The 22,180-nt window shown below is 67.0% G+C and carries 25 protein-coding genes and 4 pseudogenes; 12 read left to right on the top strand and 17 right to left on the bottom strand.

The window, feature by feature from the left end; translation table 11 throughout:
- Positions 1 to 3: 3 nt before the first annotated feature.
- On the bottom strand, positions 4 to 999 hold the full coding sequence (locus CCN51_RS11150; protein ID WP_014182449.1) for an integrase core domain-containing protein: 996 nt from the start codon (positions 997 to 999) through the stop codon (positions 4 to 6).
- Positions 1,000 to 1,718: 719 nt separating this feature from the next.
- Positions 1,719 to 4,073 carry an MMPL family transporter gene (locus CCN51_RS11160; RefSeq protein ID WP_014182448.1) on the bottom strand — a complete coding sequence of 785 codons (2,355 nt, stop codon included), beginning with the start codon at positions 4,071 to 4,073 and terminating at the stop codon, positions 1,719 to 1,721.
- Positions 4,074 to 4,219: 146 nt separating this feature from the next.
- Between CCN51_RS11160 and CCN51_RS11165 the strand changes: the two genes are divergently transcribed.
- Positions 4,220 to 4,858, top strand: a complete 639-nt coding sequence (locus CCN51_RS11165) for a TetR/AcrR family transcriptional regulator (RefSeq protein WP_043488377.1) — start codon at positions 4,220 to 4,222, stop codon at positions 4,856 to 4,858.
- A 21-nt stretch (positions 4,859 to 4,879) separates the two neighbouring features.
- Here the strand turns inward: CCN51_RS11165 and CCN51_RS11170 are convergent, their stop codons facing one another.
- From CCN51_RS11170 to CCN51_RS59905, 4 genes and pseudogenes are all read right to left on the bottom strand, one after another.
- A complete protein-coding gene (locus tag CCN51_RS11170; protein ID WP_014182446.1) occupies positions 4,880 to 5,503 on the bottom strand; it encodes a tyrosine-type recombinase/integrase in 624 nt (207 codons plus the stop codon).
- A 366-nt stretch (positions 5,504 to 5,869) separates the two neighbouring features.
- On the bottom strand, positions 5,870 to 7,078 hold the full coding sequence (locus tag CCN51_RS11175) for a glycoside hydrolase family 16 protein (protein WP_014182445.1): 1,209 nt from the start codon (positions 7,076 to 7,078) through the stop codon (positions 5,870 to 5,872).
- 286 nt (positions 7,079 to 7,364) lie between these two features.
- Complete coding sequence (locus CCN51_RS59900) at positions 7,365 to 7,691, bottom strand: integrase core domain-containing protein (protein WP_405385181.1); 327 nt, start codon at positions 7,689 to 7,691, stop codon at positions 7,365 to 7,367.
- Positions 7,645 to 7,911, bottom strand: a pseudogene (locus CCN51_RS59905) (integrase); the annotation flags it as partial. The pseudogene CCN51_RS59905 and the gene CCN51_RS59900, both read right to left, overlap by 47 nt.
- A gap of 272 nt (positions 7,912 to 8,183) precedes the next feature.
- On the opposite strand from CCN51_RS59905, the pseudogene CCN51_RS59910 reads away from it, so the two are divergent.
- Together CCN51_RS59910 and CCN51_RS54860 are read left to right on the top strand one after the other, a co-directional pair.
- Positions 8,184 to 8,363 (top strand): annotated as a pseudogene (locus CCN51_RS59910) (ISL3-like element ISAzba9 family transposase); the annotation flags it as partial.
- A gap of 289 nt (positions 8,364 to 8,652) precedes the next feature.
- Positions 8,653 to 9,225 carry a transposase gene (locus CCN51_RS54860; RefSeq protein ID WP_425444756.1) on the top strand — a complete coding sequence of 191 codons (573 nt, stop codon included), beginning with the start codon at positions 8,653 to 8,655 and terminating at the stop codon, positions 9,223 to 9,225.
- Between the two features lie 30 nt (positions 9,226 to 9,255).
- Here the strand turns inward: CCN51_RS54860 and CCN51_RS11200 are convergent, their stop codons facing one another.
- The 4 genes from CCN51_RS11200 to CCN51_RS56400 all read right to left on the bottom strand — a co-directional run bounded on the left by CCN51_RS11200 (position 9,256) and on the right by CCN51_RS56400 (position 11,136).
- The gene (locus tag CCN51_RS11200) at positions 9,256 to 9,837 is read right to left on the bottom strand and encodes an Imm21 family immunity protein (protein ID WP_055414080.1); all 582 of its coding nucleotides are present in this window, start codon (positions 9,835 to 9,837) and stop codon (positions 9,256 to 9,258) included.
- 203 nt (positions 9,838 to 10,040) lie between these two features.
- Positions 10,041 to 10,481, bottom strand: coding sequence for a VOC family protein (locus CCN51_RS11205; protein WP_014182441.1), 441 nt, complete (start codon positions 10,479 to 10,481; stop codon positions 10,041 to 10,043).
- A gap of 128 nt (positions 10,482 to 10,609) precedes the next feature.
- The gene (locus CCN51_RS11210; RefSeq protein WP_193383769.1) at positions 10,610 to 10,951 is read right to left on the bottom strand and encodes a hypothetical protein; all 342 of its coding nucleotides are present in this window, start codon (positions 10,949 to 10,951) and stop codon (positions 10,610 to 10,612) included.
- Entirely contained in the window at positions 10,948 to 11,136 is a 189-nt protein-coding gene (locus tag CCN51_RS56400; protein WP_014182439.1) for an alpha/beta fold hydrolase, read from the bottom strand. The genes CCN51_RS11210 and CCN51_RS56400 overlap by 4 nt, the downstream gene beginning before the upstream one ends.
- Positions 11,137 to 11,504: 368 nt before the next feature.
- Between CCN51_RS56400 and CCN51_RS11220 the strand changes: the two genes are divergently transcribed.
- Complete coding sequence (locus CCN51_RS11220) at positions 11,505 to 11,732, top strand: Ig-like domain repeat protein (RefSeq protein ID WP_014182438.1); 228 nt, start codon at positions 11,505 to 11,507, stop codon at positions 11,730 to 11,732.
- 121 nt (positions 11,733 to 11,853) lie between these two features.
- Here CCN51_RS11220 and CCN51_RS11225 read toward each other — a convergent pair whose 3' ends face one another.
- The 3 genes and pseudogenes from CCN51_RS11225 to CCN51_RS11230 form a co-directional block, all read right to left on the bottom strand.
- Positions 11,854 to 12,282: a hypothetical protein gene (locus CCN51_RS11225; RefSeq protein WP_043488371.1), complete on the bottom strand. Its 429-nt coding sequence runs from the start codon at positions 12,280 to 12,282 to the stop codon at positions 11,854 to 11,856.
- Between the two features lie 136 nt (positions 12,283 to 12,418).
- Positions 12,419 to 12,526, bottom strand: a pseudogene (locus CCN51_RS57220) (hydrolase); the annotation flags it as partial.
- 167 nt (positions 12,527 to 12,693) lie between these two features.
- Positions 12,694 to 13,785, bottom strand: a pseudogene (locus tag CCN51_RS11230) (transposase family protein).
- A gap of 254 nt (positions 13,786 to 14,039) precedes the next feature.
- On the opposite strand from CCN51_RS11230, the gene CCN51_RS11235 reads away from it, so the two are divergent.
- From CCN51_RS11235 to CCN51_RS11245, 4 genes are all read left to right on the top strand, one after another.
- Entirely contained in the window at positions 14,040 to 14,456 is a 417-nt protein-coding gene (locus CCN51_RS11235; protein WP_014182434.1) for an MmpS family transport accessory protein, read from the top strand.
- 131 nt (positions 14,457 to 14,587) lie between these two features.
- The gene (locus CCN51_RS11240) at positions 14,588 to 15,328 is read left to right on the top strand and encodes a helix-turn-helix domain-containing protein (protein ID WP_319637704.1); all 741 of its coding nucleotides are present in this window, start codon (positions 14,588 to 14,590) and stop codon (positions 15,326 to 15,328) included.
- On the top strand, positions 15,318 to 15,680 hold the full coding sequence (locus tag CCN51_RS59605) for an integrase core domain-containing protein (protein WP_319637705.1): 363 nt from the start codon (positions 15,318 to 15,320) through the stop codon (positions 15,678 to 15,680). The genes CCN51_RS11240 and CCN51_RS59605 overlap by 11 nt, the downstream gene beginning before the upstream one ends.
- Positions 15,681 to 16,053: 373 nt before the next feature.
- The gene (locus CCN51_RS11245) at positions 16,054 to 16,617 is read left to right on the top strand and encodes a DinB family protein (RefSeq protein WP_014182433.1); all 564 of its coding nucleotides are present in this window, start codon (positions 16,054 to 16,056) and stop codon (positions 16,615 to 16,617) included.
- A gap of 176 nt (positions 16,618 to 16,793) precedes the next feature.
- Here the strand turns inward: CCN51_RS11245 and CCN51_RS11250 are convergent, their stop codons facing one another.
- Both CCN51_RS11250 and CCN51_RS57225 read right to left on the bottom strand, forming a co-directional pair.
- A complete protein-coding gene (locus CCN51_RS11250; RefSeq protein ID WP_014182432.1) occupies positions 16,794 to 17,594 on the bottom strand; it encodes a transposase family protein in 801 nt (266 codons plus the stop codon).
- 91 nt (positions 17,595 to 17,685) lie between these two features.
- A complete protein-coding gene (locus tag CCN51_RS57225) occupies positions 17,686 to 17,886 on the bottom strand; it encodes a hypothetical protein (RefSeq protein WP_014182431.1) in 201 nt (66 codons plus the stop codon).
- Between the two features lie 417 nt (positions 17,887 to 18,303).
- On the opposite strand from CCN51_RS57225, the gene CCN51_RS11260 reads away from it, so the two are divergent.
- Positions 18,304 to 18,627: a hypothetical protein gene (locus CCN51_RS11260; RefSeq protein ID WP_014182430.1), complete on the top strand. Its 324-nt coding sequence runs from the start codon at positions 18,304 to 18,306 to the stop codon at positions 18,625 to 18,627.
- An 878-nt stretch (positions 18,628 to 19,505) separates the two neighbouring features.
- On the opposite strand, the gene CCN51_RS54865 is transcribed toward CCN51_RS11260, so the two are convergent.
- Positions 19,506 to 19,676 (bottom strand): hypothetical protein, encoded by a 171-nt coding sequence (locus tag CCN51_RS54865; protein WP_014182428.1) that lies wholly within the window; start codon positions 19,674 to 19,676, stop codon positions 19,506 to 19,508.
- A 138-nt stretch (positions 19,677 to 19,814) separates the two neighbouring features.
- A complete protein-coding gene (locus CCN51_RS11270; protein ID WP_014182427.1) occupies positions 19,815 to 20,075 on the bottom strand; it encodes a hypothetical protein in 261 nt (86 codons plus the stop codon).
- Between the two features lie 811 nt (positions 20,076 to 20,886).
- On the opposite strand from CCN51_RS11270, the gene CCN51_RS11275 reads away from it, so the two are divergent.
- The 3 genes from CCN51_RS11275 (at position 20,887) to CCN51_RS54870 (ending at position 22,169) form a co-directional block, all read left to right on the top strand.
- Complete coding sequence (locus tag CCN51_RS11275) at positions 20,887 to 21,306, top strand: hypothetical protein (protein ID WP_014182425.1); 420 nt, start codon at positions 20,887 to 20,889, stop codon at positions 21,304 to 21,306.
- A 191-nt stretch (positions 21,307 to 21,497) separates the two neighbouring features.
- Positions 21,498 to 21,845: an IS5 family transposase gene (locus CCN51_RS11280; RefSeq protein WP_014182424.1), complete on the top strand. Its 348-nt coding sequence runs from the start codon at positions 21,498 to 21,500 to the stop codon at positions 21,843 to 21,845.
- 156 nt (positions 21,846 to 22,001) lie between these two features.
- On the top strand, positions 22,002 to 22,169 hold the full coding sequence (locus CCN51_RS54870) for a hypothetical protein (RefSeq protein ID WP_158104660.1): 168 nt from the start codon (positions 22,002 to 22,004) through the stop codon (positions 22,167 to 22,169).
- Positions 22,170 to 22,180 lie beyond the last annotated feature (11 nt).

The following is a 22,180-nucleotide window of genomic DNA, read 5'->3' on the forward strand; positions in this document are numbered from 1 at the left end:
CGTTCAGGCAACCTGGCGGTACTCGTTGATCAGGCCACCGAGAACGGGCCGTCGTTCGATTCGATGGGCCTTGAGGTCGGTGACGTGGGCCAGGGCGGGTAGTTCGGTACTGTCCGGAGGGAGTTGCTGCCGGGACTGGTGGGGGCGGTGCCGGTTGTAGTGCCGGATGTACTCGGTCAGCACCTTCACGGCATGCGCCTCGTCGTAGATCAGGATCCGGTCGAGGACTTCGCGGCGTAGGGTACCCACGGCTCGCTCGCAGACGGCGTTCGCCTTCGGTGCCCGGGGTGGGCTGAGCAGGATCTCCATGTCGTCGGCCTGGAAGACGGCGTCGAAGGTGTTGGTGTACTTGCTGTCCCGGTCCCGGAGAAGGAAGCGCAGGGAGCCCATCCGGCACCCCAGCGTCATGGTGAGGTTCCTGGCCTGTTGGACGGTCCATGGGACGGTGGGGTGCGCGGTGACGCCGGCGAGGATGCCATGGTGCGGGGCGGTGAGGAATTCACGCCAGGTCCGGCCGGAGCGCTGCGGAGCGGGATCGATGCGGGCCGCGTGCAGGATCTCCCAGACTGTGGACGGGGCGATCTGGTAGCCGAGGCGTGCGAGTTCGCCCTGTATACGGCGATGGCCCGATGCGCTGTTCTCTTTGACCAGGCGCAGGATGAGCTGTTTGACGGTGGGTGCGGTGGACGGCCTGCCGGGGCGGCGGTGCTGGGAGAACGTCCACTTCGGCGCCAGGTGTTGCCGGTGCCAGGCCAGCAGCGTGGTGGGGGTGACAGAGAATACGTGACGCCAGTGTTCCCGCGGGACCGGCCGGGAAAGGATGGCGAGCCGGATTCGGTCGGCAGGCTCGTAGCGGACTCGGGCGATCTGGCGGCGTAACACCGTGTTCTCGTGCCGCAACGCCAAGACCTCCGCATCCTTGGCCACGCGGCAGCGCAGCACGGCAGCGGGCACCTTGATCAGGTTCCGGACCAGCGCGGTGACGATCGAAAGCGGCATCGGCAGCTCATCCCAGGCGCCGCGCAGGCCGCCACCCTGCGCGGAGAAGCTGCAGGCCAGACCCAGAATTGTATTTCCGAGCGGGACAGGCCGGTCCTTCTCGTTCCCGGTCACGGAGCGGGAGGGGCCCGGTGTCGATGGAGCCGCGGTCGTGGCCGGAGCCGGCGCCGGAGGTGGCGCGGGCGGTGGCGCGGGCGGTGCGGCCGAAGTACTCCGGCCGTCAGGTGCCGCTACCGGTCGCGGTACGTGATCGGCTCGGTGAGTTGTGCGCGGATGCCGAGTTCGCGGAAGCGGATTCGAGCCACCGCGGCCGTCAAACGCCGAACCCCATGCGCTGGCTCCCACCAGGGCGGATGACAATCTCGGCAAGCGCAGTGTCATGGACGCCGCTTGACAATGACATGGGGAAGCTCGTCTTCAACGTCGTGCCGTGCCACGTAGCCGATCCTCCGCAAATGCACCTGCTGGCAGGCTTCTGCCCCGGCCTGTGGCAGTCACTCAGTGTGCCTGTGGAAGTGCCCCAGATGGACTGGTGTCACGCGTCACCCTGCCCCCCGACGTGGGCCATCCCCGGGGGAATGTGAACGGTGCTGGTGAGGGCATCGCGTGTGCGTCGGATGCAACTCGTCGGTTGGTGATGGACAAGCGGGCTTGACCTGTCACAGTCTCTTTCCGTACAGATGGCCTGAGGGCAGTGCGGGAAGAGACTGTGGCAGCGGTCAGTTGGCAGGTTCGGTGTTCTGCGCTGTGGCGTGCGGCTGGGGGGTCGCGGGGCGAGGCAGCGGGATCTTCTGCGCGAGTTTGTCGCCCTCGACGTCGAGGTCGGGCAGCAGGCGGTCCAGCCAGGCGGGGATCCACCAGGCTTTCTCCTGTGCGAGTGCCATGGCGGCCGGGATGAGTGTCATGCGGATGACGAAGGCGTCGATGAGGATGCCTGTGGCCAGCGCGAAGCCAGCTTGTTTGATCATGGGCTGGGCGTTGAAGATGAACCCGGCGAAGACGGAGACCATGATGGTGGCCGCGGCTACGACGACGGAGCTGGCACGGGCGAAGCCGGCGATGGTGGCGCCCTGCGCGGTGGCGCCGTGGATGTGTGCTTCGCGCATGGAGGTCCCCAGGAACATCTGGTAGTCCATGGCGAGCCCGTAGAGGACACCGGTGATGATGATGGGCAGCAGGCTTACGACCGGTGCGGTGGCGTCGAGTCCGATCAGGTTCTGCAGCCAGCCCCATTGGAACACGGCCGTGGTGAGGCCGAAGGTGGCGGCGATGCTCAGCAGGAAGCCGAGGGTGGCCATCACGGGGACCATGAGGGAGCGGAAGACCAGGAGCAGGACGATCAGGGAGAGTCCGAGCACGGTTGCCACATAGACGGGCAGGACGTCGGAGAGCCGGTCGGATACGTCGATCGCGAGGGCGGTGAAGCCGGTGATGCCGATGGTGGCTTGGTGTTCATTGCTGGTCTGTGTGCTCTTGTCCCGTACTGCGGTGACGAGGTCTTTGGTTGCGTCGTCGTTCGGTCCGGTGCCGGGAATGAGGCTGAGGATGGCTGTGGTGCCGGTGCTGTTCATCCCGGCCAGGGAGACCGAGGTGGTGTCCTTGGTGTGCCGCAAGTCGGAGGTGACCGCGGCGAGGGTGGCGGGGGTGAGGGGCTGTCCGTTGGTGCTGGAGCTGACGGTGACCATGAGCGGGCCGTTGTAGCCGGGCCCGTAGGCGTCGCTGACCAGCTCGTAGCTCTGGCGCTGTGGGGTGTTGGTGTTGAAGCTGGCGCCAGAGGGCAGGCCCATCTTCATGCCGGCAGCGGGCACCGCCAGGATCACGGGAACCAGGACCGCGGCTGCGAGAGCGGCGTACTTGTGGCGGACGAGGCGCGTTCCCCAACGGAATGCCCGTGCGTGCCCGGCGGCAGCATTCTGCTGCCGTGCCCTGTGCCAGGTTCGGGTGGGGCAGATGCGTTCCTTGACCAGGCCCAATAGCGCCGGCAACAGGGTCAGTGCGAGCAGTACGGCAATCGCGATCGTGACAGCCGCGACGATGGCCATGGTGGTGAGCAGAGTGATCCCGATGACCAGGAGCCCCGCCAAGGCGATGATGACGGTGCTGCCGGCGAAGAAGACCGCGCTCCCGGCGGTGCCGATGGCGCGGCTGGTCGCTTCGTGCGCGTCCAGGCCGTCGTCCAGGATCAGCTGGCGTTCGCGGTTGACGATGAACAGGGCGTAGTCGATGCCGACGGCCAGCCCCAGCATCAGTGCCAGCACCGCGGTGAGCGAGTGGATCTCGAAGACGGTGGAGAGAGTGAAGGCGCCGCCCACTCCGATCGTGACGCCGACCAGGGCGATGACCAGGGGCAGGCCCGCTGCCACGACCGACCCCAAAGTGACGAGCAGGACAACGGCTGCGACGAGAATACCGACGATCTCTCCGACGCCGATGATCTCAGGGATCGCCATCATCGTTGCCGACGGCAGGACCTCAAGGCCGCCGCGTGCGGCCCGTTGCTCGGCGACCTTGATGGTGCTGTCGATCGTCCCGGACGGGAGTTCATAGGTCTGCTCGTCGAACTGGAACTGCATCAACGCTGTTGAGCCATTGGCGGAGACGGTGACTCCCGGCACCGGCTGACCGCCGGCCTGCAACGGTACAGGCGTCTTTCCGGAGGACGGCCGGCCGGCGGCCCGAGCCACCGCTGCCTGGGCCCGCATCAGCGGACTGCTCTCACCCTTGGCGGCTTCCTGGGCCAGGGCCTTCCTGGCGTCGATGACATGGTCGTGGCGATAGACGGCGTCCACTGCCGCCAGTAGGGCGGGACGGACGCTCGCGTCGTCTATCCGGGCCCCCTCCGGGGCCTTGAAGACCAGCATGCCCTGGCCCCCGGACGCCTCCGGCAAGGCCACGGAAAGGTTGTCGATGACCTCCTGGGCCGGGGTGCCGTCGATGCGCACCTCGTTGCTGAGCTTGACGGGGTTGGCCACGAGCAGCGCCACGACCGCCGCCAGCACAGCCAGCCAGCCTCCGATGACGTACCAGGGTTTGCCGTAGGCGAACCTTCCCAGCCGGTACAGCAGAACGGACACAGATCTCTCCCCATCTCCCACGGCCTCACAGGCCCGACCTCGCAGTGAAGTGAGAGAGTACTATCAAACCGATAGGAGGCTATCAATGCGATAGAATGCTACCGACTGAGGGGATGGGCCTCATCGCAGAGCAGGAAGAGTTACGGATGGCCACCACGAAAAACCGCGCCCCCCGGCGCAGAGTTGATGCTCGCTCCAGCGTGGAGCGCATCACCGCCGCGGGACGAACCGTGCTCGGTAAGGGCGAAGCCTCCCTGGAACAGATCGCAGCAGAGGCCGGCGTGGGCATCGCCACCCTCTATCGCCACTTCCCCAACCGGGAAGCCATCGTCCGGGCCGTCCTCGACGACATCCTGGAAACCGACCTGCTGCCCCTCATCGAGCGCGCCGCCGACGCCCCCCATACGCGCCAGGCTCTTCAGGACATCGCCACACATCTGCTCGACCTGATCACTCAGGAACGGGGGCTGGTCACCTTCGCCAGCAACTTCGCCGACGTCGCCGTGGACGTCCTCCAGCGCTTCAGTGACTCACTCCATCCCCTATTGGTTCGCGCGCAGCAGGCGGGTGAGATCCGCCCCGACCTCACCGCTGAGGACATCCCGCACTTCCTCGTCATGGCCGTAGCCGGCCTCGCACTCCCTGGCACCGCGGCCTCCATGCGCGCCCGCTTCGTCGTCCTCCTTTTCGACTCTCTCAACCCCGCCAACGCAACTCCCCTGCCCCCGCTGCTCGCAGAAGAGGACGACCTGCGCATCGCGGTCGGCAACGTCTCACGCACCTGATGGGGGCAAGGGGTCGCAGGTTCAAATCCTGTCGTCCCGACCGGCGTTTTCACAGGTCGGAGGCTGTTTCCGCAGAGATGCGGGGGCGGCCTTTTTCCGTGTGTTTCGGTGTGGTGGTCGCGTGGTGGTCGCATGCGTTCCTTGGGGCTGGGATGCGGTGGGTGAAGTGAGGGCCAGGGCGGGGGAGTAGAGCGCTCTGAGTGGGTTGTGGTGGTTGGTGTGGTCGCGGTGTGGTCGCAGCCAGGTGGGCCGGTGCCAGCGGTTGTTGGTGGGGTCGGTTTGGGTGAGGGTGGCGGCGAGGTGGCGTAGATCGTGCAGGGTGATGCGGGACACGCCGGCTTCTTTGGCGCGTTTGCGGAATCGGTCCAGGACGGTCTGGGGCCGTAGCGGTTGTCCGTCGGGTCGGCAGAAGACCAGGCCGGTGAACAGATCTGATGGGTCGTTGATGTGTGTGCGGGTTTCTGTGGCGCGCTGTTCAAGGACCCTGATGACGCGGGGCGAGAGGGCGGCCCAGTTCTTGCTGGCGCGGGTCTTGGGTGTGGTGATGACCAGGCGGGAGTTGTTGATGGCGGAGAGGGCGTAGAGCACCTGTTCGTCGGTGTGGACGTCGGCCCAATGCAGGCCGAGGGCTTCTCCCTTGCGCATGCCCGTGCCGATGAGAGCACCGTGATCTGATGACGGAGAGCCAGGATCTCCGCATCCTTGTCCCGGTCGCTCATCGGCAGCAGACGCAGCAGCGCGAACGCGTTGGTCACGCCCAGGTAGGCCAGTCGCAGCAGCACGGTCGATCATCATGACGTGTGAACCACCGACTACGCGAGAGCGCCTACCCGAGCAGTGAGGCCGACGACCGCCGGTCCCGATACAGGCCTCCGACCAGGGCGGATGACATTCTCGGCAAGCACAGGGCTGGCGGCGGGGCGGCCGGCGGAGGCGTTCAAGGGTCCGGCGCTGAGTGGGCGTGAGTCGGGGCAGGGCCGCGGCGGCCCTGCCCCGACTCACGTGGCCCGCCTACCTCTGCCAGACGCGCACGTAGTCGACCGACTTCTGCGCCGAGACCGTCGCCGGGTTCGGTTCAGAGCCGGGGCGGGAGTACACGTACAGGTCCTCGATGATGTTCGTGTTCTCCGAGGGGGTACCCGCCACGGTGCACACCAGCTGGCCGTCGATATAGAACCTCGTGCCGGTGGGCGAGATGTCCGCACCGTAGGTGTGGAAGCCGTCGCCCGGGTCGAAGTCCAGAGTCGGCTGGCAGCCGCCGCCGGAGCCCGCGTGCGAGGTCAGGTGGAGCTTGCGCGGGTTGTCGCTGTACTGCTCGTAGGCATCGGTCTCCTGCCAGGAGTTGACGCCGTCCGCCTGCCAGGTCCAAAAGGCGGGCCAGAAGCCACGCTTGTCGGAGACGGGCTTGCCGTTCGCGTCCTTGACGTTGTACGTCAGCTTGGCGCGCGACTCGATGAAGGCGTGCTTGAAGGTGTAGCCGCTGGAGCCGGTCGAGGTGAGCAGGCAGGAAGTCCAGCCGTAGACCGCGCCCGACGGAGAGGTGTGGTTCTCCCGCTTCGCGGTGATGGTGACGGCGCCGTCCCTCTCCTGGCAGTTGCGATCGAGGTTGTACTCCAGCTGCTGGTTGCCCTTGTTGCCGCGGCCGTGGTCGGCGAGGGAGCTGGAGTTGCCGCGCCACTTGGTGCCCCAGTCGACCGAGGTGCCGTTGAACTCGTCCCACCACTTGACGTTCCAGCCGGTGCCGCCGCCCTGCGGTTGCACCCCGGTCGGCGGGTTCTCACCACCGGACGAGGACTTGGTGGCAGTGAACGTCTGCGCCGGATTCGGCGCCAGGTTCGTCCAGGTGGTGCCCTGGCGGTAGGCCATCCAGATCTTGAATGTGCCCGCAGGGAACGACCGCGAGGCCGTGAACGTCTGCGCCGTCGTACCAAGCTGGACGTTCGTACGGTGCCCGAAGTCGAGGCGCGCGTCCGAGCTGTCCCGTACCGCGAAGACGAGCTCGTCGACCATGATGGCCCTGTCTGCGGCCAGCTTCGCGGTGAAGGTGCCGGTCTGGCCGGCGGTCGGGTAGTCGACGTCGCGCTTGAACTCCTGTACCGCCACGGTCGCGGCGGCCCGCTGGCTGCCGCCTCCCAGCGGATTGGCGAGGGCAGATCCCTGGGTGCTGAGGAGTGTTCCGAATGCAACGGGGATGAGTACTCCCCGCCAGCGTCGACGCATGTCCAACCTCCGTGTGGCTGCCGAATGATGCAACACAATGGAGCCGGTCTCAGCACGCGTCAAATTGTGTGCAGAAGCTCATGGAAACACAGCCGCAACAATTGCCGCCGAGGAGTGGCCGTACCAACATCGCGAGCGCAGGTCGCGAGTCAGAAAGGGTGCCACATGCGCCTTCTTGTCACCGGAGCGGCCGGAAAAGTTGCCATGCAGCTTCTCCCCGGACTCGAGGGCCGGTACGGGCTCAGGCCGACCGATCCCGTGCCGCTCGAAAAGTCGTCGCTGCACGTCACGCAGGGTATCGGTACTCGCTGATGAGGCCGCCGAGGATGCGGGTTCGCAGCAGTCGGTGGGCGCCGGTGTCCGTTGCGGCAGGCTGATTCTGGGCATCGGGTGGTAGTTGGGTGCGGGCTTGGTGGGGCCGGTGCTCGTTGTGGTGACTCTGGTAGACAGCAAGGGCCTGTTGGGCATGGTCTTCGCCCAGAATGAGGACGTGGTCGAGGACCTCGCGGCGGATGCTGCCGATGACGCGTTCGCAGGGGGTGTTCATCCGGGGTGCTCGTGGCGCGCAGTACTGCGAGTTCGCCGTGGATCCGTCGATATCCCCACGAGGCATTTTCCCTGGCCAGACGCAGGACCAGGGCACGGATCGAGCGGATGGTGCGGGGGCGTCCACGCCGCTTGGGCACGCAGGTTGCGGCATGGCGCCGCCTGAGCAGCTCACGATGCCAGCGTATGACCGTCTCGGGGCGGACCAGCAGTAGAAGGTGCCGCAGTCTGTCTTTGGGCAGGTGGTGGAGCAGTCCGGCGAGGACAGCGCGATCGCTGTCGGTGAAGGGAGACGTTCGCTGAGCAGGTCGAGCACCTCGCCTTCCGCTACGGCCGACGGACCGTCACGCTCCAACGCCTGCTGCAGCAGGCTGCCTTGGCGCTCGGCGGACAGGCCGGTGAACGCCTCGCCGAGCGGCTGGCCGCCCCGGTGAGCGGTCCTACCCTGCTCCGGCTGATCCGTTCCATGGAACTGCCGGAGGTGCCCGAGCTGAGTGTGCTCGGTGTCGATGAGTTCGCCTTCCGCCGAGGCCGACGCTTCGGCGCCATCCTCATCGACATGGACAGTCGGCGTCCTGTCGATGTCCTGCCCGATCACACGGCCGACACCTTCGCCGACTGGCTCCGCCAACACCCGCACATCGGCACGGTCTGCCGGGACCGCGGCGGCGCCTTCGCCGAGGGCGCTGAACGGGGCCAGCCCGGAATCTCGCAGGTCGCAGACCGGTGGCATCTCCTCCACAACCTCGCCACGGGGTTGGAGAAGACCGTCACCCGGCATCGCTCCTGCCTGAAGGTCTCCCAGCCCGATTCCGAGCAGTCTACCGCCCCGGCCAGGACTTCAGGTGAGGAAACCCCCTACGAGCGCAAGATCCGCGAACGACACCGCGACGTCCATGAATTGTTCCAGCGCGGTCTGACCATCGACGCGATCAGCGCACGGCTCGGGCTCGACCGCAAGACCGTACGCCGCTATGCCCGCGCCGCCACCGCCGAGTCACTGATGCGTGAGCGGCCCAGCCGCTCCAGTGCGCTCACACCGCACAAGCCGTATCTCGCGCGTCGGTGGGCCGAAGGGTGCGACAACGCGCAGACCCTGCGCGACGAGATCGCCGCCCGCGGCTACCAAGGCTGCCGCAAGAGCGGTCCGCCGCTTCCTCAACACCCTGGCCCGGCACAACGGCCCTCAAGCGGTTCCTCCCCCACCGCCCGCGGTCGCCGATGTCGTGCGATGGATCATCGGCCGCCCGGAGAACCAGAGCGACCAGGCCCGCCAGGACCTCAAGGACGTCTGCGGACGCTGCCAGGAGATCGCCGAAGCCTGCCGCCTGGCCCGGGGCTTCGCCACCATCCTCCGCCGTCGCGACGGGCACCGCCTTGGCGACTGGCTCACCCAGGCCGATGCGTCCCAGGTCAAGGAGATTCGCACCTTCGCCAACGGGCTACGCAAGGACCTCGACGCCGTCACCGCGGGCCTCACCCTGCCCCTGAACTCAGGTGCCGTGGAGGGCAACGTCACGGGAATCAAGTTCCTCAAACGCCAGCACTACGGCCGGGCCGGCTTCGACCTACTCCGCAGACGCATCCTCCTCGCCCACTGAGCGCACCCCACCACTGCCTCCCGTCGCCACTCAGCACGGCGCCTCGGGCAGCAGCTTGACGACACCGACCCAGGGGAATTCGCCCGTCGTGTGAACCGCACGGACTCGCCACCGGCCAGCCGGCAGAGCAACCGGAGCCTGCTCAGGCAGGCCACCGTCCGGGTACTCCTTGTTGAGTTCGGCTCCCGGCGTGGTGGAATCCATGAGCACGGCCGGCCCGTCCGTCTCCCAGACACCGACGTCTTCCCACTCGATGCCGGGATCGGCCAGGACGGCCTGCGCTGCGGCAACCAGCTCGCCTTCCGAGTCGGCGGCCAGCCAGCGCACAAACACCTGCTGCTCGGGCAAGTAGCGGCTGGTGGCGGGCTCGTCCGCGAGGACCAGGGCCCGGACATCACTCGAGCCGACATCAAGCAGTCCGGCCCAGCCCCCGACAGCGCAAGCCCGGTCGTAATCCTCCACGGCTCCCGATTCCTCGCCCCAGTTCTCCGAACAGCCACCCCATTCCGCAAGAACGGACACCGGCACGGCGATCAACGGGCCACCCAGAGACTCCACCCAGCCCGCAGACCTCCGGCTTGAACGAGACGCAGCGCGCGAAGAGTGATCCATGCGAGCAGTGTGCCTTCAACCGCTGACAACGCGCTGCCAGGAACCCAAGATCGTCCGCTTCACGGAAAGTGCCGAAGAGCCAGAACGAACTGGCCTTTGACAGTAGGCCAGGCGGGTCACGTCACGGGCCAGCAGCTCCTGGCTGATCGGGCGGTTCAGAACCTCGATGATCTCGTTCGGTTGTATGGTTCGGTTTCTCCTTCTCAGCGCAGTTGCTCGGCCAGTCCGACGATGATGCCCTCCGGGCCGCGGATGTAGCAGAGCAGATAGCTGTCCTCGAACCGGGCGATCTCGCCGACGAGTTCGGCGCCGTGAGGGCGCAGGCGGGCAACGGTGTCCTCGATGTCGTCGACGGCGAACATGATGCGGTGCGTGCCCAGAATGTTGTGCGGCCGGTTGCGCGGCCCGGCGCTGATCACCGCGGGGCTGTGGTACTTCGCCAGCTCGAGCCGGCTGTGACCGTCCGGGGTCCGGACCATCGCGATGTCACAGCGGACGCCGTCGAGTCCGGTGCACTGGTCGGCGAAGAGGCCCTCGACCTCCGCCCGGCCCTCCAGCTCCATACCGAGTTCCACGAAGAACGCGATGGCGGCATCCATGTCCTCGACGACGATGCCGACGTTGTCCATCCGCTGAATCGCCATGCTGGTTTCTCCTTCTTCCTCGTGCGGCCGGTGGTGGACGCTGATGTCCCCGGGACGGAGCCGGTGGCACGTTCTCGACATCCTCAGACCGCCGAACTCCGAAAAATCTGGATCGCGCCTCAGCACCGCTACAGCAGTACGTGGATGGTGCCGATTGCGCGTTCGGGGCGGCCCGAGCGGTACCAGTTCAGTGCTGCGGTGAGTGCGCCTGGCTGGGACAGGTGCCGGACGTAGGCGTTGGCGCTGCTGGCCTGCGGGACCTTGTCGGCGTAAAGGGTCCGTAGCTTGTCGGCGTCATGGGCGAGCATGTCGTCCTCGGTCGTGGGCGTCTCACGCCAGTCGCGCATGTAGTGCGACCGTGCCCGCTGGTCCTCGTCCGTGCGCAGGGCGCCGGCCAGTGCGCCGGGGTGCGGGGTCGAGACGACGGTCAGGTGCGTATGCGGCCGGGATGGGCATCGGCGGTCCATCATGCCACCGCGCCGCCCCAGTCGTGGCCGACCAGATCGAATGTCGTCCAGCCGAGTTCCTCCGCGATCGCGACGACGTCGTCGACGAGGATGCTGATGCGGTAGTCCTCGGCCTCTCGGGCCGTGCTCCGGGTCGCTACCGGGGCGGGTGGCCGTCCCGCGCTGTCCTTGCCGAGAACTTCATCCATGTAGGTCAGGCAGCATGGTGATATTCGTGGAGGAGGCTGCCGAGGCGGTCGCGTCGTCGTATGTCGGAGTGGGTTAACTTGTCCGGATCGGTGATTGGTGCGGGCAGCGGGTGCAGTGGCCGGGCGTTCGCGATGCCCTGGTGGGGCCGATGAGTGTTGTAGACCTGCTCAAACTCCCGGAGTGCGTGGAGGAGGTGGCGCTGGTTCCAGATCAAGGTCCGGTCCCGGCGGTACGGTCACCGGCTCCGGGACGTTGTCGGGCGGAGTGGCGACCTTCACCACCAGCGCCCAAACGCCAACGCCACCGCGTACACCGTGACCGCCGTCTACAACCCCGACACCGCCACCTTCCTCACCTCGACGGAGCCGTGCCCCCCCCCGGAACGGGCGTCCCCACCGGCAACGTCGTCACCGCCATCGACAACGTGGACAACACCGTCTTCTTCACAATCCTGACCCTGGACAGCAACGGCTTCACCCTCTTCACCGACAACACCCTTCCGGCCGATGCCTACACCGTCTCCAGCCAGTACGGAGGAGATACCAACTTCAACCAGTCGCCGATCGACACCGACCCCCACATCATCAATCCGTGACCCACAGACCCTGCTCCGCTCGGAGCCGACGCTACGGCCGGGCCACCACCATGCCCACGACCAGCTCGCCACAGCAAAAACGGCCCGCCGAAAACCGACGGACCGTCATGCAAGATCGAGGCTAGCTCGCGCTCGGAGGGGTCTGAGCCGCCTTCTTGGCGGGGCGGCCACGCTTCTTGGCGGGGGGCTCCTCCGCGGGCCGGGACGCCGCGGCGAAGGGCTTCAGCGCCTTTTGCAGGGCCTTCAGCCCGTCTGGGCCCAGGTCCACAGTCCGGCGCTCATTCCTCAGGGCCTGCCGCACGGCAATGGTGTTGCTGCCGTCCTCGTTCTGCTCCCCGGTTTCGTATTCCTCTTCGATCCAGGTGGGCACGGATATATCCACCGAATGCACGTCCGCGGTGATATCGGGTTCGAGATCGCAGTGAATAACCGTACGTCCGTAGATTCGCGTTTCCACCGTCTGTCCGTTGACGACGACGAGCGTGACGGTTTCCTGAACCCCTTCCTCGTCCTTCTCGGTTTCCGCAACCTGCACAAAGCGAACTGCCACTGCTTCCCCTTTTCTTGGAACCGCCCAAATTCTAGCGGGACAGCGGCCGTTGGCGCCAATCCAGAAATACCGAAAGCCCCTTCTGGCCGGAAGGGGCTTTTCCGGGGCGCACGCCGGGAAATGCGTGCGCGGGGCCTCAGGTGCAGCCGTTGCGGGCGGTGCCCACTGCCACGTCGTCGTACCAGAGGGTGTCGTCGCCCTCGTCGCGGCTCTCCCAGCCCAGCCGCAGATCGGTCGGGGCGGGCCTGCCCGATCCTGTTGCCTATTTACTTTTGGGCTGGTCGGGGTGTTGATCGTTGCGGCAGGCTGGTCTGGTGGCCGCTCCTTCTCGTTCCCGGTCACGGAGCGGGAGGGGCCCGGTGTCGATGGAGCCGCAGTCGTTGTAGGTGCCAAGAACCTCGTCCGTGCTGGTCACGCGACATGTTGGTACTCGTGCAGGATGCCGCTGAGGCGGTCGCGTCGATGGATGTGGAGATGGGCGAGCTGGTCGGGGTCGGTAATCGGTTCGGGTAGTGGGTGGAGCGGTGCGGCGCTTGCGAAAGTGCGGTGAGGCCTGTGCTCGTTGTAGAACGCCTCGTACTCGCGTGGCGCGTGGTGGAGATGGGTCTGGTTCCAGATGAGGGTGCGGCCTGGGAGTTCGGTTCGGCATGATCGCACCCAGCGTTTCGTGGTCGTGTTCATGCGCGGTATCTGGACGCCGGTCTGGATGACCTTGATGCCCTCGGCTTGCGGGACGGTGTCGAAGGATGCCGGGTAGCGAACGTCACGGTCCCGGATCAAGAACTTCGTTTTGATGCCTGCGGCTTGGAGGTCCATGGCCATATTGCGGGCAGCCTGGGTGACGCAGGCCGCGGTGGGGTGTGCGGTTGGGCCGAGAATTCGCACGCGGCGGGTGGCGTGCTCGATCACCGCGAGGACGTACGGTGTCGCTCCGGTCAGGGTTTTGGTCTCGAAGAAGTCGGCGGCGAGGATGGCCTGGGCCTGGGAGTGCAGGAAGGTTGCCCAGGTGGTGTGTTGGCGTTCGGGTGCGGGGTCGATGCCGTGGTCCTTGAGGATGTTCCACACGGTGCCGGCGGCGACCTTGATACCGAGGACGGTGAGTTCGCCGTGGATGCGCCGGTACCCTCAGCTGGAATTCTCTCGTGCCAGCCGTAACACCAGGGCGCGCACGGATCGTACAGTGCGGGGTCGTCCCGGCCGTTTGGGGCGGGAGGCCTTCGCGTGGCGGCGGCGCTGCAGCTCACGGTGGAGGCGCAGCACGGGGTCGGGCGGGACCATCAGTGGTGGTTGACGAAGATGGACCTGGGGGAGGCGGTGCAGGAGGGCGGCGAGCAGCGCATGGTCTGGCCAGGTGAGTTTTGGTTTGTCGGTCTGTCGCTGCAGCACGGCCAGTTGATGGCGTAGCGCCAGGATCTCGGCGTCTTTGTCACGATCACGCATAGGCCGAAGCCGTGGCGGCGTGAACACGTTCGTCAAGGCCAGGTAGGACAGTCGCAGCAGCACCGGACCATGCTGGTATCGGGGAGGTCGCGTCGGCAACGGGGGATGGATCCTCTACCGTCACGGTTGACCGGCGGGCCCCGCTGCAGCGCTCAGGCTCCCTGACCAGCACGGACGAGGTTTCTGGCACGTGCAACGCCCCCGGCGCGCACCGAGGGTGTGTGACCTGCGGATTCGTTAGGTCTCATGACGGTTTGACTTTACTTTCTCTTTGCGATTGGCTGCGGATCCAACCTTCACGATCCGGGGGGATCCCTTTGAACCGCACTATCCGCACCGCCGTCTGCGCCGTCGCCGTCGCCGTCGCCGGCCTCGCGCTCGGCCTCATCTCCTGTTCCGAGGCGGTTGACCAGGTCGACAAGGCAGTGGACGAGACGTACGAAGTCACCTACGAGGTCACGGGGAAGAACGTCGACTCGATCGACTTCCACGGCGGCGGTGGCAAGGCCATGGAGCCGAAGATAGAGTCGGTGTCGAAGCCCAAGCTGCCCTGGACGAAGACGGTCACGCTGCGCGGCATCATGCCCGCGGCGGTCATGCCGGTCGCCGCAGACCCCGAAGGCGCCCAGGTCGCGTGCAAGATCACCTACAAGGGCAAGGTGCTCGAGGAACAGAGTGCCGATGGCCTGGCGGCCGCTGGCGGCTGCATCGCGGAGTCCCCGATCACGGGATAACCCTGAGGCCGGCACAGCGCTTGTGCAGGAGGTCCACTGCCTTGCTCCCTCCCGGCGTACGGCCCAGCGGTCTTGTGCGCTCGAAAAGTCATCGTCGCAGGTGAGCGGGGTGCGGTCAGTCCGCTGGGATCATGTCCTCCGTGATCGTGTCCTTGTTGTACAAGGTGATCCGGAAGCTGCTGACTGTTCCAGCGGTGCTCCTGCGTCGTGGGACGGTGAAGGACGCGGAACTGCTGGTGTTGCGGCAGGAGAACGCGGTCCTGCGCCGCCAGTTGACCGTACCGGTCCGCTATGGGCCCGCCGACCGGTTCTGGTTCGCCGCCCTGTCCGGGCTGATACCCCGGCGCCACTGGTTCAGGGTCTTCCCTGTCGCCCCCGGCACCCTGCTGGCCTGGCATCGCAGGTTCATCGCCGCGCAGTGGGACTACACCGCGCGCAGGCGCACCGGACGCCCACCCACCACGGCAGCGATCAAGAAGCTCGTCCTGCGGTTGGCCCGGGAGAATCCGCGGTGGGGGCACAGGCGGATCCAGGGGGAGCTGACCCGACTCGGGCATCGGATCGCCGCCTCGACGGTCTGGGAGATCCTTCAGGCAGCCGGCGTCGACCCCGCTCCACGTCGCTCAGGCCGCACCTGGCGCGAGTTCCTGACCGCGCAAGCCGAGGGCATCATCGCGGCAGACTTCTTCCATATCGACACAGCCCTCGGCGGGCGGTTGTACGCGCCGGTTCTTTCTCGAGCACGGCACACGGCGGCTGCACATCACCGGGGTCACCGCCCGCCCGACACACGACCGGGCGGTGCAGCAGGCGCGGAATCTCACCGCCGCCCTGGGCATACGCATCGAGTCTCTGCGCTTCTTGCTGCGTGACCGCGATGGCAAGTACGGCGAGGCATTCGATGCCGTCTTTGAGGCCGAGGAGATGGAGATCGTCAAAAGTGCGCCGCAGGCTCCTCGTATGAACGCGCACTGCGAACGCATCATCGGCAGCATCCGACGCGAAGGCCTCGACCACGTCTTGATCATGAACGAGGCCCACGCCTGCCATGTCCTCGCGGCCTACGAGCAGCCCTACAACGAGCACCGACGCCACCAGGCGCGCAATCAGCTACCACCCGGCGCTCATAAAGAACCCGCCGCGGCGTATGCCCTCAGCACCAGCAAAGTCCTGCGCACCCGGATCCTCGGCGGCCTCATCAACGAGTACAGATGTGCGGCATGACATGCAGCGCTGACTTTTCGAGCGGCACAGGTTCACCGAACTGGGGATCTTCACTGAGTCTTCGCCATCTTCGAACATGCAGGTCGGAGGCTCTGGCGTGGCGCTCGCTCGGGATACTCATGCTGATCTCGGGCGGGAGTCTGCGGTCTTGATCATCCGTCATGTCATCGGTCGAGGCTGTCACATTTGGGTCATTGAACCCAACCCAGCCAGCCGGGTTGTTAATGTCAAACAGCCGCTCGCGGCGGCGCGGCCCGAAGGGCACATCAGCCCCCAGCGTCATCTCCCGGTGCGGTATGCTCTCGCGGCCCACGGCCGGCGACGGCGTCCGCGAGGGGCGCAGCCAGGTCTCCGTTGTATGTAGTGTGCGGAAATGACAAGAAGCGAGCGACTCGCGGACCAGCTGGACCGGCACTGGCACAAGAACCTGCGGCCGCGGCTGCACGGTCTTGCCGATGAGGAGTACTTCTGGGAGCCGGTGCGCGGCTGCTGGAGCATCCGCCCACGTGGCACGTCGGCCGCACCGATGTCGGCAGGTTCGGGGGAATGGACGATGGATTCCGCGTCCCCTGACCCGGTGCCGGCGCCGGTGACCACGATTGCCTGGCGGCTGGCGCACATCATCGTCTCCTGCCTGGGCTATCGGGTCGGATGGCACTTCGGCGGCCAGGACGTCGACTCCCAGACATTCGCCTACGCGGGGACCGCTGACGAGGCGCTAAAACAGCTCGATGAGATGTATGGGAGATGGAACGCGGGGGTCCGCGAGCTCTCGGACGCTGACCTGGAGAATCCGCCCACGGTGGGTCCCGAGCGGTTTCCCATGGAGGGCATCGTCCTGCACGTCAACAGGGAGCTGATCCATCATGGCGCCGAGATTTCCCTGCTGCGCGACCTCTACCGCTGGCAGGACGGAGCCGTACCGCGCCGAATATGACTTTCCGGTAACCGGCGAACGAGCTTCGGAAACCTACGTGGACTCCGTGACGCTCCGTGGCTGCGAGCTTCAGTGAAGCTGCGCCCTCTTGAAGTAGCTGGTCAGGGTGGTGGCGTGAGGGTCGTTCGGGGTGGTCATGCTGGTGTTGGGCGGATGTCTCGGGTGTAGATCATCTGTCAGCGGGCTCCTTCGAGGTTCGTCAGGACGAACAGGGCGCGCAGCAGGCCGGTCGCGCGGGCGGGATCGGTGCGGAGCTTGGTGAGGATCCGCCAGTTCTTGAGATGGGCGAAGCCGTGCTCGACCGGGGCGCGTGCGGCGGCGAGCGCCCGGTTCGCTTCCTTTTCGCTGGTGGTGAGCTTGCGGGCGCGGGTGGCCTTGAGGCCGGTGACGACTACGGGGTCATCCGGGTCGTCGTCCAGGCCGAGGAAGCCGAGATCGACCAGGGCGCCGAGGCCGGCGGCGCGTAGGTGGGACAGGATGCGGTCACGGCGGGCGGCGGTGATGTCGTGAGTGCGGCCGGGCCGAGCCGCGGAGATCCAGATCATCCGGCCCCGTTCGTCGGTCAGGCGAGGATGTGCAGGCCGTGGCGGTGGTGTTTGCCGGAGTAGTTCGGCCGGTTCGCCGTCCCGGTGCGGCGGCTGGGTGGGGATCAGGGTGCCGTCGATCAGGACGACCTCGCCGCCCCGCCGGGCGATCTTCTTCAGGGCGCGGTCCAGCCGTGGGGCCTTGGCGGCCAGCAAGGTGATCAGCTCGTCGCGCCAGCGCCGGATGGTGGTGGCGGAGACGTCGTTGCCGCCGGCCATGTCGGCCAGGCGCTGATCGTGCCGCAGCACGGCCAGCACGATGGTCGCGATCCTCCCGGCCGGCAGTGCCCGCCACCTGGACCGTATCGACTTCAGGTGGCCGCGCAGCAGATCGGCGAGGTAGTTCACGGTGCGCGTGGACAGCGGCAGGCGGCACTGGTAGACCAGGGACACGGTGTCCCCGGCATGTTTATTGGTTTTCGTCGCACAATTCCAACAGCCGCCGGGGGCACCTTGGTTACGCCCTGCCGTCCGTGCGGGCCGGTCACGGGCGGACGGTGAACTTCCCGTCGGGCCGTTTGTGCAGCCAGCCGCGGTCGGCCAGCTTCGTCAGCTTCCCGCGCAGCGGCTCCAGCTTGCCCCGCACCCCGGTGTCCACGCCCAGCGCCTCGCCGATCTGCCGGGTAGCGACCGGACTGCCGGCCGCCCGCACGGCAGCCAGGATGCGCTGATACTCCGCCGGCAACGCGGACTCCAAAACTCCCGGCCCACGCCCGGGACCACCCTCACTGCCCGACCCGCCACCTGAACCACCGGCGATCCGGCCTGGGCCCGCTCGTCGGCGAGCTGCTCACTCATCCGCTGCCACACCCGCTCGGCCACGGCAAGCTCATCCCGCTCGGCCCGCACCGCCGCCAGCTGCTTGACCAGCTGTTCTTCGAGTCCGTCCAGCTCCGCACGACGCGCGGCGATCCGTTCCTGTATCTCGGGGTCCATCATGCGCCGGAGCGTACGAGCGGCGCCGATCCCGACGGACGAGAACCCGCAAAACCAACCCTGCCAGACGATCTACACCTCGACTGCCGCCCACCACCAGCACGAGCACCCCGAACGACCCTCACGCCACCACCCTGATCAGCTACTTCAAGATGGCGCAGCTTCTATGATGTTCAGCGAGGACCGTACGCCGCCCGGTCCGCTCCCGTCGTTCAGTGACCGGTCCATCGACTTCGTGGTGGAGCACGGCCGAGCCGTGGATCTGGCGAGGACAAAGCCTCTCGCCAGCCGGGTGGTCCGGCCGATCCTGGAGATTGATCTCCCCTTCATCAACGGGCTCAGCCTCAGCGACTTCGTACAAGTCACCAGCGAGGAGTTCGACTCCTACAGGCAGTACCGCGACTTCATGCGCTCCCGGCTCCTCGAACTCGACGACGCACTCGAAGCGGTCGACTCCCAAGTAGCTCTGGTCCAGTGGGGCAGCCGTTAACGGCTGGACCCCACGGCCGGTAAGCACGGACTGGGCGATCAATGCGGCGGAAACCAAGGCACAACCGCCCCGCGAAGTCCATGTCAACCTGTTGCAAGAGTCGGCCACAGCCCGATACGGCATGACCAGCAGAACTGCGCTCCCACCGAGAAGCACAAACAACAGGTAAAACATGCGCGAGAACCTTGGGCACCGGTCCTCGTCTCGGTGAGCCGGAGTCGTCGCCGACTGGGGATGACCGTGAGCGCGCCCATACGGTTGCGGAGCGCGCCGCTGTCGAGCCTCCTGTCCCGTTCCTCGAGGACCAGATGGAGACGCGGCCGCCGGGCCGCCGTCGGCTGGGCACCGGCGGTCCCCCTCAACAAGGGAGCCGGGGCCCGCGGTGCTGTGCTGCTGCACCGCCGTGACCCTCAAAGTGAGGGTTCTTTCTGCTGGTCATGACGGGCCGCCTCGAGGTCTCCGCGGCGGCCTTGGGTCACCTTCGGGCAGCGGCCAGGATTTGGGCGAGTCGGATGAAGAACATGATGGCCGCCATGACGAGTCCCGCGAGTATGCAGGCGCCTGGCTGGAGGCCGCCGCCTGCGATCCAGGCGCCAAGGGCGCCAACGGCGCCGAAGACGATCCCGAACAGAGCGGCCCTGCCGACACTGGATGTGGTGCTTTGGGACACCTGGACTCCTCCCCGGCCCCGGCGCACCGCCCGGGGCTTCTTCACTCCAACTGGGCCCGCCCATTGTGGCGGCGCGGCCGACGGGCGGGCCCATTTTGGCATGGGAGGCGCCGGCCCCTGAAAGTCCAACTCGCCCGGCACCAGGGGATATCCGTACCATCACGATCAGGAGCGGCGTACGTCGGCCGCTGGGCCGTGGACCGCATCTTCAGCCCCCGTTGTCCAGCAGTCCGGCACGGGCCCGGTCCACCGCGTCAGCGCGGCCGAAGCCGACGTCGAGGCGGCACCGCTGTACCGGCCTGGCGGACTGGAGCACCTGACCTTGCTCCGCGAACGCGGTGTACTCGGCTCCCCGCCCCAGTCCGCTTGAGTGAGCCAAGCGTTCCGCCAGTTCCGGTGTCCTCCTGTTCCGGCCCCTGCGGGATGCCCCAGCGGAGGCACCCCGCAGGTACGACGTCAGCGGCCGACGCCATCGGCGACCCGCTGTATCCCGCCGCCTGCTCCTGCCTTGCGAGGCTCAGTCGAGGATGCTGGCGAAGAGCATGTAGGGGATGAGGGCCGAGGGCGGAGCAAGGAAGGCCAGCCACAGCCGGGCGGCCTCGCGCCGCCGCCACGTCGCGATGTAGTCGGCGAGCAGCAGGCCGACCGGCAGTGCGAGGCCGAGCCGGTAGACAGTCCAGGCGACACTGAGGCTTTCCTCGAAGCGTTTGAGCTGGGCGCCCTTCCACCCTCGGTACGTGCGTGTTTCCGGAGGCTCCTCGGTCATGTCCTCGGCCATGTCCGACATCCAAGGGCGCAGGAGTTGAGGGGCGCATGGGCGGTCCTACTCAGATGTGCGTGGTCTTCCGGAACGCCGCCGCCACACTCGGTAGCGATCGGTCAGCCGAACTCCGCCGCTACATGGAGTGGTACGTCGGCCGACCCGGCGCCGAGCTGCCTCAGCGTCCCGATAAGACCGAAGCTGAGACCAAGGGCTCGGGCGAGTTGCGCGAGTCCTTCCGCGCCCAGCATCGCGCCGACGACGTCCTGCTGCCGGGCCTCGGCGTCGGCACAGAAGCCGGCACCGTTGCACGGCGATCGATCAGCGGCTGCGCCTGGCCTTCACCGCGGCCGCGAGCGCGGCTCGGCGTCGAGCAGCGGGTGCAGCTCGACGCTCAGCGCCTCGGGCCTGCTCGCCCTCGATCTCCCTCGCGCCGGGTGGGAGCCCGAGCTTCTGCGTGCCCTGGACCGCGCAGCCCACCTCACCCCGCTGTGCAGGCCCCGGTGATCTGCGGACTACTTCCTGGCCGACGCCCCGGCGGAGTATTCGGGTGGCTGGGCGGCGAACACGTACATGCGGCAGCGCTGCCTCGATTGGCTGATCCGATCGTGATAGCGATCGGGTGCGCATGGGCTGCCATCAGCAGATTCGAGGTTTGTTCCAGGTTTCTGCAAACCCGGTCGTGCATGGTCGTTCCACCGCCGAACGGCGAGGACCACAGGGGGAACAGATGCATTTCCGTAATGCCATGGTCTCCGCGGGACCGGGCCAGGGGCCGAAGGGATCGTGCAGGCCGGTGACAGTCGCCAGGGCCAGCATCCAAGACAACATGGGAGCCACCGTGCGCCTACGCACCGCTGTGACAGCACTGACCGGGGCCGCAGCCCTCACCGTTGCCCTGGCCGGATCCGCCCAGGCGGCTGACGGCTCGATCTTCGGGGGGCAGTCGACTAACAACGCTTCCTACGCGTCTGTGCGCTACCACTACGAGAAAGTCGGCAGCAGCTACACCGCCTTCCTGCAAGACATCAAGGTGGGGGACCTGAACGACGGCGACGGCTGGGGCTCCAGCCTCGTCGTGCACAGCGACCAGGGCGTTCTCCGGGAGTACCGCGTCCACGACAGTCAGTTCTATTCGTTCGGCGACGAGCCCTTCTACCGCGTCAGCGGGGTGTGGTTCTCCATCTGCAACTGGAACGAGGCCACCGACGCCCTGAACTCCTGCGCGCGCCTGACCAAGGGCGGCTGACAGGAACGGCCATCGCGCCAACGGCCGCGCCCCCTTCACGCGGGCGCGGCCGTTGGCATGTCCGGCGCCTGGACTCGCCACTCTGCAGGACTCTGTCGCCCGATTCTTGAGTATCGGCTGACCTGCGGGTTCTCGGGGGTGGGATGGTGTTGGGGATCGGTCTGTTCGCGGGGAAGTGAGGAGGATCGGCGGTGTCGCTGCGTCCTGTCCCCGTTCCCGAGACCCCTGAGACGACCGCTCGGGTGGCCAGGGCGGCGTTCCCCAAAGGCTGTCTGGCGATGCGGGTCCGCAACGAGCTGGGTGTGCTGTTCCAGGACGCGGACTTCGCGGCAGCGTTCCCGGCCCGGGGCGGGCCGGGTCTTGCACCGGGGATGCCGGCCATGGTGTCGGTCATGCAGTTCGCTGAGCAGCTGACGGACCGCCAGGCTGCTGATGCCGTCCGCTCCAGGATCGACTGGAAATATCTCCTCGGGCTGGAGCTGGAGGATCCAGGGTTTCCACTTCTCCGTCCTCTCCGGCTTCCGGACACGCCTGGTTGAGCACAGCCACGAGCAGGTGCTCCTGGACCGGCTGCTGTCCCAGCTGTCCGGGCTGGGTTTCCTGCGCGCGGGCGGACGTGTGCGCACGGACGCCACCCATGTCCTGGCTCTGGTGAGGGACGTGAACCGGCTGGAGTTCTGCGCAGAGACCCTGCGGTGCGCGCTCGAGGCCCTGGCGGTCGCCGCCGTGACTGGCTGCGTGCGGCCCGGATCGCGGATGTGTCCTGGCAGGAGCGTTACGGACAGCGTGCGGACTCCTACCGGCTGCCGATGGGCGATGTGGAGCGCGGGGCGTTCGCGGTGCAGGTCGGAGTGGACGGCTGAAGCCCTCGACC

This window comes from Streptomyces milbemycinicus (assembly GCF_002154605.1).
In the GTDB taxonomy this organism is placed as follows: domain Bacteria; phylum Actinomycetota; class Actinomycetes; order Streptomycetales; family Streptomycetaceae; genus Streptomyces; species Streptomyces milbemycinicus.